Raw genomic sequence first — 12,759 nt, forward strand, 5'->3', positions numbered from 1 at the left:
GCAGGCAGAATCCGTGCCTGCTTAAGCCTGACTTGGGGATCATCGCATGAAAAAACGGCTACCGCGCGGGTGCGAGCCGCGCGGTAGCCGTGAACAGATCGATCAGTACTTCCCGACCACCTGGTCGGCGCCGGGCACGTCGTTGAGCGGACGTGAGGCGGGGCCCACGTAGTTCGCGCTGGGGCGGACCAGCCTGCCCGTGCGCTTCTGCTCCAGGATGTGCGCGGCCCAGCCGGCCGTGCGGGCGCAGGTGAACATCGAGGTGAACATGTGGGACGGAACCTCGGCGAAGTCCAGCACCACGGCCGCCCAGTACTCCACGTTGGTGGCCAGCACCCGGTCGGGCTTGCGCGCGTGCAGTTCCTCCAGCGCGGCCTGCTCCAGCGCCGCCGCGACCTCGTAACGCGGGGCGTCGAGCTCCTTGGCGGTACGGCGCAGCACGCGGGCGCGCGGGTCCTCGGCCCGGTACACGCGGTGGCCGAAGCCCATGAGCCTGTTGCCCTTGTCGAGCTCGCTCTGGACGTACTTCTTGGCGTCGCCGAGCTGCTCGACGCCCTCGATCATGTGCAGCACCCGGGCCGGGGCGCCACCGTGCAGCGGACCGGACATGGCGCCGACGGCGCCGGAGAGCGCGGCGGCCACGTCGGCGCCGGTGGAGGCGATGACGCGGGCGGTGAACGTGGATGCGTTCATGCCGTGCTCGGCTGCCGAGGTCCAGTAGGCGTCGATGGCCTTGACGTGCTTGGGATCGGGCTCACCGCGCCAGCGGATCATGAACCGCTCGACGATGGTCTTCGCCTCGTCGACCCGGCTCTGCGGCACCATCGGCAGGCCGAGCCCGCGGGCGGACTGCGCCACGAACGACAGCGCCATCACGGAAGCACGCGCCAACTGGTCGCGGGCCTCCTCGTCACTGATGTCGAGCAGCGGCTTGAAGCCATAGGCAGGAGCCAGCATGGCCAGCGCGCTCTGCACGTCTACGCGGATGTCACCTGAGTGGACAGGAATGGGGTACGGCTCCGCCGGGGGCAGACCCGGCTGGAACGTGTTGTCTACCAGCAGGCCCCACACGGCCCCGAACGGGACACGGCCGACCAGCTCCTCGATGTCGACGCCCCGGTATCGAAGGGCGCCCCCTTCTTTGTCCGGTTCCGCGATCTCGGTCTCGAAAGCTACTACGCCTTCGAGCCCGGGTTTGAAGTCGGACATGCTCGGCCGCCTCCCTTTCTTGCCATGTTTCGGCAACGCAAAGCCTTGATGTCGAGATACCGGCGGGTCAATTTAACCCCCTCCCAGGTCATGCTCGGTCTCGGGACCCGCCGTAACGCCAAACCCCCTGGTAGGAGGGTTGTCAGCAGCCGGCGTGAGGTCACCATGACTCAGCGGGTCTCGGAAGTCGGCATGAGATCGCCATGACTCAGCGGGTGCATGGGATCTTCCAGGCGGGGCGCGCAAGAATACCGTTTCGTGGATGCCACCCCGCGCCCGCCCGTGCTGGCGGGGCTTCGCCGTACGTACGAGGGCGAGCCGCTGTTCGAATCAGACCTCGCGTCCGACCCCATCGCACAATTCACCGTCTGGTTCCAGGACGCGGTCGACGCCGGCCTGCCGGAACCCAACGCCATGATCCTGGCCACCGCCTCCGCAGGCGGCCGCCCCAGCGCCAGGACGGTCCTGCTGAAGGGCTACGACGAACGCGGATTCGTCTTCTACACCAACTACGAGTCGCGCAAGGGCCGCGACCTGGCCGAGAATCCCCGGGCCTCACTGTTGTTCCCTTGGCACCCCATCCGACGCCAGGTCCGCATCGAGGGCACCGTCGCCAAGATCTCCCACGAGGAGTCGGCCGAATATTTCAGATCCCGCCCGTACGGTTCGCGCATCGGCGCGTGGGCCTCGCGCCAGTCGGCGGTCGTGCGGTCGAGGGAGGAACTGGACGCCCGCTACCGCGAGCTGGCCGACCGCTGGCCGGACGACCCGCCGGTGCCCGACTTCTGGGGCGGCTTCCGTGTGACTCCGATCGAGATGGAGTTCTGGCAGGGACAGCTCGATCGTATGCACGACCGTCTCCGCTACCGGCGCACGCGCCCCGGATGGGTCCTGGAGAGACTCGCGCCCTAATGTGAATCGAGTGGCATTCGGGGAGCTGGTCAAACGTCATCTGGTGGACACTCGTCCGCTGGGCGTGCCCGCGTACCGGCGGATCTGGCTCGGCCAGGCCGTCTCGCACGTCGGGGTCGGGGTCACCGTCGTGGCGGTCGGCCAGCAGGTCTGGGAGCTGACGCACTCCTCGTTCTGGGTGGGGCTGCTCAGCATGGCCAACCTGGTGCCGCTGGTGGTGTTCGGCCTGTGGGGCGGGGCGGTCGCCGACGCCATGGACCGGCGCAAGGTGCTGCTCATCGGCTCGGCCGTGGCCTGGGCGGCCACCCTGTTCATCCTGGTGCAGGCGCTGCTCGGGACGGGGAACGTTTATCTGATCTTCGCCGCGGTCGCGCTGAACGCCACCGGCTTCGCCATCACCGGGCCGACCAGGGGCGCGATCATCCCGAGGATCCTTGAGCCCGAGCTCGTGCCCGCCGCGAACGCGCTCAACTCGCTGGTCTACAGCATCGGCGCGGTGATCGGCCCGATGGTCGGGGGCGTGCTGGTGGCCACCGGCGGGTTCGCCGCGGCGTACGCGGTGGACGCCCTCCTCTTCGCCGGAAGCCTCTACGCGGCTCTCAGACTGCCCTCACTGCCTCCGAAGGGCGAAGTGAGCCGTCCGGGTGGACGGGCGGTCCTGGAGGGGCTCAGCTTCATCGTCAGGAGCCCGGTGCTGCTGATGTCGTTCGTGGTCGACATCATCGCGATGGTGTTCGCGCTGCCGCGGGCGTTGTTCCCCGAGCTGGTCGACAAGTCGTTCGGCGGGTCGGAAACCGCGCTGGGCCTGCTGTATTCGGCCATGGCCGGCGGCTCCGTCATCGGCGCGTTGTTCTCCGGCTGGGTGGGGCGGGTCGCGCGGCAGGGCGTGGCGCTGGTCGTCGTCATCGCCGTCTGGGGGCTGGCCGTGGCCGCGGCCGGGCTGGTGCACGAGTTGTGGCTGGTGGTGGCGTTCATGGCCGTCGGGGGAGCGGCGGACGTGGTGTCGTCGGTCTGGCGGCAGTCGATCCTGCAGCTGTACGCGCCCGACGAGATGCGGGGACGGCTGCAGGGCGCGTTCATGGTGGTCGTGGCGGGCGGGCCGCGCCTGGGCGACGTGCGGGCCGGTGCGACGGCGACGGTGTTCGGGCTGACCGGCGCGTGGGTGGGGGGCGGCCTGGCGTGCGCGGCCGCGGTGCTGGTCGTGGGCCTGTCCGTGGGCGCCTTCAGGAACTACCGGGCGGGTACGGCCGCCAAGGGCCGGGAGGCCGCCCCGGAATAGGCCGCCGGCCGGCGCTCAGCACTGGGCGGGCGACCGCCTGGGGGCCTGTCACGCTGCCCAGACGACCGCCTGGGGGCCTGTCACGCTGCCCAGACGAACGCCTGGGGGCCGGTCACGCTGCCCGGGCCGCTGCTTGGAGGTCGGAGAGGAAGCCCGCGTAGGCGGCGTCCCTGTCCGGCGCGCGCAACACGGCCGACGGGTGGATGGTGGCCACGGCGAGCGCGTTCCCGAGCGGCATCGGCTCGCCCCTGTGCTGCGTGACCCGGAACGTCCGCCCCAGCAGCGCCTGCGCGGCCGTCGCACCCAGCACCACGATCACCGCGGGATCCACCACGGCCAGCTCCGCGTCGAGCCATGGATGGCAGGCCGCGACTTCGGCGGCCGTCGGCTTCTGGTGAATACGCCTTTTCCCGCGCGGCACGAAGGAAAAGTGCTTGACCGCGTTGGTGACGTAAACGTCGTCACGCGGAATACCAGCTTCCGCCAGCCCTTTGTCCAGAATGCGGCCCGCCGGACCGACGAACGGATGGCCCTGACGGTCCTCCTGGTCCCCGGGCTGCTCGCCCACCAGCATGAACGTCGCCTGGCCAGGTCCTTCACCGAAAACCGTCTGCGTGGCGTTCCTGTACAGGCCGCACCCCTGGCAGCCTGCGGCGGCGCGGCGCAGCGATTCGAGATCCAACTGGTCGGGAAGGAACTCGGCCGCGCTGTTGTTGCCGTCCTTATCCATCGTCGGTCGTTCTCCCAATAGGGTTCCTGTGAGCCCTGTGCCCGAGGCGGGCGGGCTCAGTCCTAGGTCGGGTGGGTCAGCGTGCAGAGGCACCCAAACGCCACGACCGGCGTACCATTCAGTTGGGAGGACTGTCTTGACCGCACACGGCCTGATCGATACGACGGAGATGTATCTCCGCACGATTTACGAGCTCGAGGAAGAGGGCATCGTCCCCCTTCGCGCGCGCATCGCCGAGCGGCTGCAACAGAGCGGCCCCACGGTGAGCCAGACGGTCGCGCGCATGGAGCGTGACGGACTCGTCCGCGTCGAGGGCGACCGGCACCTGTCGATGACCGAGCTCGGCCGCCAGCTCGCCACGCGGGTGATGCGCAAGCACCGGCTCGCGGAGTGCCTGCTGACCCAGGTGATCGGGCTTCCCTGGGAAGAGGTGCACATAGAGGCGTGCCGCTGGGAGCACGTCATGTCGGAGTCCGTGGAGGCGCGGCTGGTGACGTTGCTCGACAACCCCACCGTGTGCCCGCACGGAAACCCCATCCCCGGGCTTGCGGAGCTGGGCGCCAAGGAGCCGGCCGAGGCCGGCGCCAACCAGTTGACGTCCATGTGCGACGTGGCAGGACCGAGAGATATACCCGTCGTCGTCCGGCGAATTAGCGAACAAGTGCAAAGTGATCCCGCTGTGATGCTTAAACTCAAGCAAGTTGGGATACAACCCGGACGCGAGGTCACGCTCGCGGCGAGCGACGACGGTGTGCGGGTGACAGGTGACGGTGACGCGAACGACACTCCCGCGGAGCTTCCGCGCGATGTTGCCGCGCACGTATTTGTCTCCAAGCGCTGACGCGCGCGCGGCTGCTTGGTTGAATCCCTCCTGGGAGGCCCTCCACTCTCCCCTGGCCAAGACTGTTGCAGGAGCGCTCGTGGTTCGCTTTGCATGCTCGCCACCCCGAGGAGTGGTCTCCGGATGAAGCGTTGGGGGGATCTGTCACAAGATGCGGCTGATCACCTTGCTGCCGGATCCGTGCTAGACCACGCGGAAATGGCGGTGGTCGTCACCGACCGTTTCAGCAACCTCCTCTATTGGAACCCGTTCGCCGAGAAGCTCTTCGGTCGCCCTGGCGCCGCCAGAGGCACGTCCATCCTGTCCCTCGGGATCATGGAGAGGGACCACCCGCTGGCGATCGAGCTGGCCAAGCACGTGCTCAAGGGCGGCGTGTGGGAGGGCACGTTCGACGTCAAGCGCGGCGACGGCGCCATCGTCTACGTGCGCGCCCAAGCCGTGCCGTTGCGCCACCCGTCGGGATCGGTGACCGGCATCGTCATCATGGCGCGCGAGGCGCTGCGCAGCAACGAGCGGGAAAAGGACCGGTTCGGGCTGCTCGAGCGCATCGGCGAGCGGCTGGCCGCCTCCCTCTACGTCGAGGAGACGCTCAAGCGCGTCGCCGAGATGCTCGTCCCGCAGTTCGCCGACCACTGCTTCATCGAGTTGATGGAGGGCGACCGGCTCGTCCGCCGGGTCTCACAACACGTGCAGGGGTGGACGCCGCCGTCGGGCACATGGAAGCCGGTGGGCGCGGAGATCCGCTACCCCGCCGGCCACTACGCGGACGCGGCGCTGCGCCGCCAGGAGACCATCCTCGTCGAGGACTTCTCCAGCAGCAGCTACCCGGCCCCCCATGACGACAGCGCGCGACTGTGCGGCGAGATCGGCATGACCTCGGCCATCGTCGCCCCCCTGCTGGTGCGCGGCGAGACCCTCGGCCTGATGTACCTCGGTCTGTCCAACCTCACCGACCGCCGCAGCCCTCATTACGACGCCTTCGACCGCGACTTCGTGGGCGCCATCGCCACCAGGGTCGCGCTGGCGATCGACAACGCCCTGCTGTTCGAGGAGGAGCGGCACACGGCGGAGTCGTTCCAGAAATACCTGCTGCCGAGGGCGCTGCCGCAGCTCGACGGCCTGGAGATCGCGGTGCGCTACTACCCGGCGGCGCCGCTCGCCTCCCACGGACAGGGCATCCAGACCCAGGTGGGCGGCGACTGGTACGACGTGATCCCGCTGTCCGCCGGTCGCGTCGGCATCGTGATCGGCGACGTCGAGGGCAGGGGCGCCAAGGCGGCGGCCATCATGGGCCAGCTGCGCGCCGCACTACGGGCCTTCGCGCAGGACGACAAGTCGCCCGCCGACATCCTGGCCAGGCTTGATGAGTGGACCCGCATCATCGCCACCCCCGAGCAGGACGACAACGGCGCCGACGTCAGCATCCCGCCCATCGTGACCTGCCAATACCTCGTCTACGACGCCTGGTCCCGGCAGCTGTCCTTCGCCAACGCGGGGCACGCCCCGCCGCTGCTGCTGGTCGACGGCCAGTGCGTCGAGCTGGACATCGAGGAGGTCGGCCAGCCGCTCGGCGTACGCGCCAAGGGCATGCACGCCGACCTCGTCTACAAGGAGGAGACGCGCACGCTGCCTCCGGGTGCGGCGCTGCTCCTCTACACCGACGGCCTGGTCGACCGCCGCCCCAGCCGCGACGGCAGGATGCCGAGCGACGCCGAGACGCTCGGCGTGCTGTGCGAGAAACTCGCCAAGATGTCCGACGCCGACGTCGAGCGCGTCGCCGACGCCGCCACGGTGGCGGTGCCCGGCGAGATCGACGACGACATGGCGATCCTGGTCGTGCGCTCCAGCGACGTGGACCTCGACGTCGAGGAGCGCACGTTCCCCGCCCAGCCGATCATGGTCGGTGAGGCGCGCCGGATGGCCTCGGAGGCGTTCGCCGGCTGGAACGTGCCCGAAGAGCGCGCCGAGCTGGCCTGCCTGCTGGTCTCCGAGGTTGTGACGAACGTCGTCCTGCACGCCGCCGGCGCCGGCGTGCCGCGCAGGGAGCTGGTCGTGGAAGGGCCGCCGCTGCCGTTCGAGGAGTCCTGGGACATGCCGGGTTTCGAGGACGAAGTGGTCGGCGACAAGGAGTTCACGCTGCGGCTGCGCCGGGGCGAGGAGGCGGTCTGGGTCGAGGTCTTCGACCAGGACCTGCGCCTGCCGCGGATCCGCAGCGCGGGGGAGAACGACGAGGGCGGGCGCGGCCTCTACCTCGTCGACCAGTTGGCCAGACGCTGGGGATCGCGACCTACCAGGGAAGGCAAAGCCGTCTGGTTCGAGATTCCCACCCGTGGCAGGTGAGTGATTCACTGGCGGCATGGAGCTGGCCTTTGATCGGCGGGGCTCCGGCCCGCCGCTGATCCTCATCCACGGCATCGGTCACCACTGGCAGGCGTGGTCGCCGGTGATGGATCGTCTGGCCGCCTTCCGCACCGTGATCGCGGTCGACCTGCCCGGGTTCGGGGCGTCGCCGGGGTTTCCTGACCGCGTCCCGTACACCGCCGAGTCGCTGGCCAACGCGGTCGAGTCGTTCTGCGCGTTGCTGGGCATCCGGGAGCCGCACGTGGCGGGCAACTCGCTCGGCGGGTACATCGCGCTGGAGCTGGCCTCGCGCGGCGTCGTACGTACGGCGACCGCGTTGTCGCCGGCCGGCTTCTGGTCCCGCGCCGAGCTGCTCTACTGCCGGACCGTGCTGCGCGCGCTGCGGGCCACCGCCCGGGCGATGCCGCCCGAGCAGGCCGTCAGGACGGCGGAGAGCCCGTTCCTCCGTGCCCTGTCCACCGGCGTGCTGGTCGCCCACCCGTCGAGGCTGGAGCCGGCCGCGCTGCTCGCGGCCACGCGGGCGCTGGCGGCGTCGACCGGGTTCGACGAGACGCTGGAGTCGTTCGCCGGGGTGATGCCGCCGGCGCCGCCCAAGACGCAGATCACGATCGCGTGGGGCGAGCACGACCGGCTGCTGCCGCGCCGTCAGGCGGTACGCGCGGCTCGGTGGTCGGGACAGCGGGTCAAGCTGCTGAAGGGCTGCGGGCACGTACCGATGAGCGACGACCCGGACCTCGTGGCCCGCGTCCTCCTGGAGTCCTCGGATTCATGACACCGACTTCGTGAGGTGGACTTCATGAGGTCGGCGGCCCTGTGAGATTGGCGGCCATTCGGCGCAGCACGTCCACGGTCGCCTGATATTCCTCCGGGGTCACCCCCGCGCTCACCTGCCGCCTGAACCGGCCAACCCGCTCGGCGATCTCCGCGTGCGCGGCCTTGCCCGCCTCGGTGAGCCGCTCGTCCGACAGCCACCCTCTCGCCACGAGGCGCTCCACGGCTTCTTCCACCCCGTCGAACGGCATGGGCCCGGAGCCGCCGCCCTGCGCCGCGGCGTTGAGCACCTGCCACTCCCTTCGGGTGACGGTCTCGAGCGCCTGATCCATGGCGCTCTCCAGGAGATTGTCCAGGTGCTTCAACCAATAGCCGATAGGTCTGTCCATAGATGTAAAATACCAACTATATGTATGAAGACAAGGAAATTGCGGAGCTCCGCGAGCTCCGCGCGGTCGAGCGGGCGATGGTCGCCATCAGGCGCAGGCAGAGCAGGCGTGTGCTGGCGAAGGCCCAGGGCGCCGGGCCTGAGTACGACGTGCTGGATGTGATCGAGGGCGCTCGCGAGCCCGTCACCGTGACCGCGGTCGCGCAGGCGTTGAGCGTGGACCAGCCGCGGGCAAGCCGGCTCGTGGCCGCGGCCGTGGAGGCGGGGCTGGTCAGGCGCGAGGCCGATCAGGCGGACGGGCGCAGGTCGCACCTGGCGCTGACCGACAAGGGCAGCGCGGCGCTGGAGCAAGCCCACCGCGCCAGGCAGGCGGCGTTCGCGGCGGCGATGGAGGGGTGGTCGGCGGCCGAGCGCGCCGAGTTCGCCCGGCTGCTCACCCGCTTCGTCGAGGCGATTCCCTAGATCCCTAGATCTTTGTCTGGCCCCAGACGAGCAGCATGGCGATGATGAACACGATCATCACGCCGGCGTAGCCCACGGGACCCAGGCGGAACGCCCGGCGCACGCGATTGAGCCCCCAGGCGACGAGCAACGCCAGGAAGACCAGGAGGATCAGGCCGCCGTCCATGCTCCCCAGTATGTGGCGTCGGGTGCTCGCCCGCGCGCCAGGAACTAAAAACCGAATGACCGGCCGATGATCTCCTTCATGATCTCGGTCGTGCCGCCGTAGATGGTCTGGACGCGGCTGTCCAGCCAGGCCTTGGCGACCGGGTACTCCATCATGTAGCCGTACCCGCCGTGGAGCTGGACGCAGCGGTCGATGACCTTGTTCTGCAGTTCGGTCGTCCACCACTTGGCCTTGGCCGCGTCCACCGCCGTGAGCTGCTTGGCGTTGAGCGCCAGGATGCACTTGTCGACGTAGTGGCGGGCGATCTCGGTTTCGGTGGCCAGCTCGGCCAGGACGAACCGGGTGTTCTGGAACGAACCTATGCTGCGGCCGAAGGCCTGGCGGGTCTTGCAGTACTCGATGGTCTGCTCCAGGACGGACTCCGCCGCGGCCACCGCCGCCACCGCGATCGACAGGCGTTCCTGGGGCAGGTTGTGCATGAGCTGGAAGAAGCCCTCGCCGTCGTTCGGGCCGAGGCGGTTGGCGACGGGCACGCGGACGTTCTCGAAGAACAACTCGGCGGTGTCCTGCGCCTTCATGCCGACCTTGTCGAGGTTGCGTCCCCGGGTGAACCCCTCCATGCCGCGCTCCACGACGATCAACGTCGTGCCCCTGGCCCCCGCCTCCGGGTCGGTCTTGGCCACCACGACCACGAGGTCGGCGTTGATGCCGTTGGTGATGAACGTCTTCTGCCCGTTGACGACGTAGTGGTCGCCTTCGCGGACGGCGGTGGTCCTGATGCCCTGCAGGTCGCTGCCCGCACCCGGCTCGCTCATCGCGATCGCCGTGATCAGCTCCCCGGCGGCGAAGCCGGGCAACCACCGCTGCTTCTGCTCGTCATTGGTCAGATCGACGACGTACGGCGCCATGACGTCGTTGTGCAGCGAGAAGCCGAGCCCGGTCGCACCGTGCCGCATGATCTCCTCGACGATCACCGTGTTGTACCGGAAATCCGTGACGCCCGCGCCGCCGTACTCCTCGGGGACCGAAAAGCCGAACATGCCCAGTTCACCGGCCTTCTTCCACACCTCGCGCGGGACGATGCCGTCCTTCTCCCACTGCGCGTGGTGCGGCACCACTTCGCGGGCCATGAACTCGCGCACCGTGTCCCTGAAGAGCAGGTGTTCCTCGTCGAAGAGGTCTCTTTCCATCCTTCGCCTCCCGAACAGGATTCTGTTACTGGACACGGCTTTATCACAAGTGCCAGCGGATGCCTCATTCAGCATGTGTTGCGGGTGTTTTCGCCCCTAAGATCTACCCTCGGTCTATTTATGGGTGATCGGAGTCTTCCGTGAGTCGGTGGCGCAAGGCGTGGATCGCCGCATCGGTCGGTTCCCTCGCGGCGTTAGGTGTGGCAGTGTTGCCGAACCTGCCCGCATCGGCGGCGCCGGCCGATCTCGAGGTCGAGTACATCTGTACGGCTACAGGATCGAGCAGCATCGTTCGGAACCCTCCGGTGAAGCTGACGACCTACCTCACCTTCGAGACGGATCTCGTGGTCGGCGGCCCGCTCAACTACTCCTGGAAGCTGGAGTACACCGGCGACGGCAGCACGTTCCAGTCGCCTGGCTACTTCGGCCCTGGCGGACAGGTGCATGCCATCGGCAACCTCGAGCTCAAGAGCGACTGGCAGGGCATCCTCCAGCCCAGGGGTAGTGCCGAGCCTGAGAAGGAACTGCGCCCCGACGCCCCCCTCGGCCTGCCTCCGATGCTGAACGACCCCGGCCTGATCAACAAGACGGGCACCATCAGGATCACGCCGAAGGACATCGACCTCGACTTCACCCCGCCGGACAACAGCGTGGTCATCAACGACGGTGACGATGCCGACAACCCGAGCGACATGCAGATCGTCTACAGCGGCACGTGGATGTCGCGGGACGACCGCCCGTCCTCCGAGCACCACGTGCACAACGACCTGCACGAGACCACGGAACTGAACGCCTCCGCCGAGTTGAACTTCATCGGCACGAGCGTGAAGTACATCGGGCCGACGGACAAGGACTCGGGACCGGTCAACATCTATATCGACGGCAGCAAGCGGGCCACGGTCGATCCTTCGCGCGACGCCAACGACGATCCGGTCAATGATGATCTCGAGGGCGGCAAAGTACTGTGGGAGTCGTCCACGCTGAAATACGGCAAGCACGTCATCAAGGTTGAGAACGCCTCGACCAACTCGGCCAAGCCGATGTGGCTGGACGCGTTCGAGGTCTCGACCGCCACGGCTCAGAAGCCGACCGGTTTCCACAGCGCGAAGTGCACGCCTGCCAGCCCTCCCGGGTCGATCGTGGTGACCGTCGGGGAGAGGCCGAGCAGCACGCCCCCGACGTCCCCCACGAGCACGCCCCCGACGACCACGCCGCCGACCAGTCCGACGAACACGGTGACGCCGACCACCACCACGACGCCCACCAGCAACCCCACCTCGCAGTACACGGAGCCGGGGCTCGTGAGCGTCATCCCCGGGACAGTGAGCACCGCGACGCCGACCACCACGACGTCCGTGAAGCCGACGGCGACGAAGTATGTGAGACCGCAGATCGCCAAGACGCCCAAGGGCGGAGTGGAGACCGGTGAGTTGCCCGATCCACCCGTGGACACGGGGGCGTACGGACTGATCGCGAGCGGATCCGCGATGATCATGGGCAGTGCGGCCGGAGGCCTGCTGTTGTGGCGCCGCCGCACCGCGCACGCCGGAGGTGTGAAGTGATGACCGAGCAGCCGCAGAAGTCGCCGCTCAACAAGGCGCTGCCGGGACTGCTGATCGCCGGCTCGCTGGCCGGCGTGGGCGCCGTCATGGTGGGTCTGCTCTCCCTGGCGCCCCCGGTGGACGACGGCTCAGGGCCGGGCCTCGCGGCCATGGACCAGCCGTCCACGGTGCAGATCGAGAACGCGGGCGCGTTCGTCCTGCCGCCGACCGTCGGACCCGGCGGCAAGTCCGGCCTGACGCCGGCCCGGCTCGACGCGCCGCCGCCACTGGCCGCCGTGCCCACCGTGGCGCCCATCCCGGCGCCCAAGACCAAGGTCGCGAAGGCCAAGACGAAGCCCTCCCGCATCAAGATCCCCAAGATCAAGGTGAACGCCCCCATCGGGCAGGTCACCGTGGACATCAAGGGCAACCTCGGCACCCCGCCGCTGACCAAGCAGAACCAGACCGGCTGGTACCGCTTCTCGCCGGTCCCCGGCGAAGCTGGGCCTTCGGTCATCAACGGTCACGTCAGCACCCGTAAGGGTCCTGCTGTCTTCGCCCGGCTGTCGGAGCTGGCCAAGGGTGACCACATCTACGTGTACCGGTCGGACGGCAAGGTCACCCGGTTCACGGTGAGTGGGATCGAGCAGGTGAGCAAGTCGACATTCCCGACCAAGCGGGTGTACGGCAACACCAGCGGGGCCGAGCTCAGGCTCGTCACGTGTGGCGGTGTCTTCAACAAGGGGGCGCACAGCTACCAGGACAACATCGTCGTGTACGCGACGTTGTCCAAGAAGAAGGGGTGACCGAGATCGCTGTGGCCGATTTGGCGGTTTACCGGAAGTTGACAGGGTCAGTTCGTAAGATCTCAACCTAACCGTGACAAACGGCTGGGATTCTGGCACGACT

13 protein-coding genes are annotated in these 12,759 nt (G+C 68.5%); 8 read left to right on the forward strand and 5 right to left on the reverse strand.

Annotation, left to right across the window (positions count from 1 at the left end; translation table 11 throughout):
- Positions 1–102: 102 nt before the first annotated feature.
- Positions 103–1,209 carry a citrate synthase 2 gene (locus EDD27_RS48775; RefSeq protein WP_127939546.1) on the reverse strand — a complete coding sequence of 369 codons (1,107 nt, stop codon included), beginning with the start codon at positions 1,207–1,209 and terminating at the stop codon, positions 103–105.
- 258 nt (positions 1,210–1,467) lie between these two features.
- On the opposite strand from EDD27_RS48775, the gene pdxH reads away from it, so the two are divergent.
- Both pdxH and EDD27_RS48785 read left to right on the forward strand, forming a co-directional pair.
- A complete protein-coding gene (pdxH, locus tag EDD27_RS48780) occupies positions 1,468–2,121 on the forward strand; it encodes a pyridoxamine 5'-phosphate oxidase (protein ID WP_127939547.1) in 654 nt (217 codons plus the stop codon).
- 10 nt (positions 2,122–2,131) lie between these two features.
- Positions 2,132–3,400, forward strand: a complete 1,269-nt coding sequence (locus EDD27_RS48785; protein WP_241564647.1) for an MFS transporter — start codon at positions 2,132–2,134, stop codon at positions 3,398–3,400.
- Between the two features lie 112 nt (positions 3,401–3,512).
- Here EDD27_RS48785 and EDD27_RS48790 read toward each other — a convergent pair whose 3' ends face one another.
- Entirely contained in the window at positions 3,513–4,130 is a 618-nt protein-coding gene (locus tag EDD27_RS48790) for a UdgX family uracil-DNA binding protein (protein WP_127939548.1), read from the reverse strand.
- A 136-nt stretch (positions 4,131–4,266) separates the two neighbouring features.
- On the opposite strand from EDD27_RS48790, the gene EDD27_RS48795 reads away from it, so the two are divergent.
- The 3 genes from EDD27_RS48795 (at position 4,267) to EDD27_RS48805 (ending at position 8,104) form a co-directional block, all read left to right on the forward strand.
- Positions 4,267–4,971: an iron-dependent transcriptional repressor DtxR gene (locus EDD27_RS48795; RefSeq protein ID WP_127939549.1), complete on the forward strand. Its 705-nt coding sequence runs from the start codon at positions 4,267–4,269 to the stop codon at positions 4,969–4,971.
- Between the two features lie 123 nt (positions 4,972–5,094).
- Positions 5,095–7,311 (forward strand): ATP-binding SpoIIE family protein phosphatase, encoded by a 2,217-nt coding sequence (locus EDD27_RS48800; RefSeq protein WP_127939550.1) that lies wholly within the window; start codon positions 5,095–5,097, stop codon positions 7,309–7,311.
- A gap of 16 nt (positions 7,312–7,327) precedes the next feature.
- Positions 7,328–8,104 (forward strand): alpha/beta fold hydrolase, encoded by a 777-nt coding sequence (locus EDD27_RS48805; protein WP_127939551.1) that lies wholly within the window; start codon positions 7,328–7,330, stop codon positions 8,102–8,104.
- A 22-nt stretch (positions 8,105–8,126) separates the two neighbouring features.
- On the opposite strand, the gene EDD27_RS48810 is transcribed toward EDD27_RS48805, so the two are convergent.
- Positions 8,127–8,492 carry a MarR family winged helix-turn-helix transcriptional regulator gene (locus EDD27_RS48810; RefSeq protein ID WP_127939552.1) on the reverse strand — a complete coding sequence of 122 codons (366 nt, stop codon included), beginning with the start codon at positions 8,490–8,492 and terminating at the stop codon, positions 8,127–8,129.
- 20 nt (positions 8,493–8,512) lie between these two features.
- Here EDD27_RS48810 and EDD27_RS48815 point away from each other — a divergent pair, with 20 nt between their 5' ends.
- A complete protein-coding gene (locus EDD27_RS48815; RefSeq protein WP_127939553.1) occupies positions 8,513–8,953 on the forward strand; it encodes a MarR family winged helix-turn-helix transcriptional regulator in 441 nt (146 codons plus the stop codon).
- 4 nt (positions 8,954–8,957) lie between these two features.
- Here EDD27_RS48815 and EDD27_RS55130 read toward each other — a convergent pair whose 3' ends face one another.
- Positions 8,958–9,119 carry a hypothetical protein gene (locus EDD27_RS55130; RefSeq protein ID WP_164904131.1) on the reverse strand — a complete coding sequence of 54 codons (162 nt, stop codon included), beginning with the start codon at positions 9,117–9,119 and terminating at the stop codon, positions 8,958–8,960.
- Positions 9,120–9,163: 44 nt separating this feature from the next.
- Positions 9,164–10,309 carry an acyl-CoA dehydrogenase family protein gene (locus EDD27_RS48820; protein ID WP_127939554.1) on the reverse strand — a complete coding sequence of 382 codons (1,146 nt, stop codon included), beginning with the start codon at positions 10,307–10,309 and terminating at the stop codon, positions 9,164–9,166.
- 305 nt (positions 10,310–10,614) lie between these two features.
- On the opposite strand from EDD27_RS48820, the gene EDD27_RS48825 reads away from it, so the two are divergent.
- Both EDD27_RS48825 and EDD27_RS48830 read left to right on the forward strand, forming a co-directional pair.
- Positions 10,615–11,871 (forward strand): hypothetical protein, encoded by a 1,257-nt coding sequence (locus tag EDD27_RS48825; RefSeq protein ID WP_127939555.1) that lies wholly within the window; start codon positions 10,615–10,617, stop codon positions 11,869–11,871.
- Complete coding sequence (locus tag EDD27_RS48830) at positions 11,871–12,656, forward strand: class F sortase (RefSeq protein ID WP_127939556.1); 786 nt, start codon at positions 11,871–11,873, stop codon at positions 12,654–12,656. Before EDD27_RS48825 ends, EDD27_RS48830 begins: the two co-directional genes overlap by 1 nt.
- The last annotated feature ends 103 nt before the right edge of the window (positions 12,657–12,759 follow it).

Source organism: Nonomuraea polychroma, from assembly GCF_004011505.1.
Classification (GTDB): domain Bacteria; phylum Actinomycetota; class Actinomycetes; order Streptosporangiales; family Streptosporangiaceae; genus Nonomuraea; species Nonomuraea polychroma.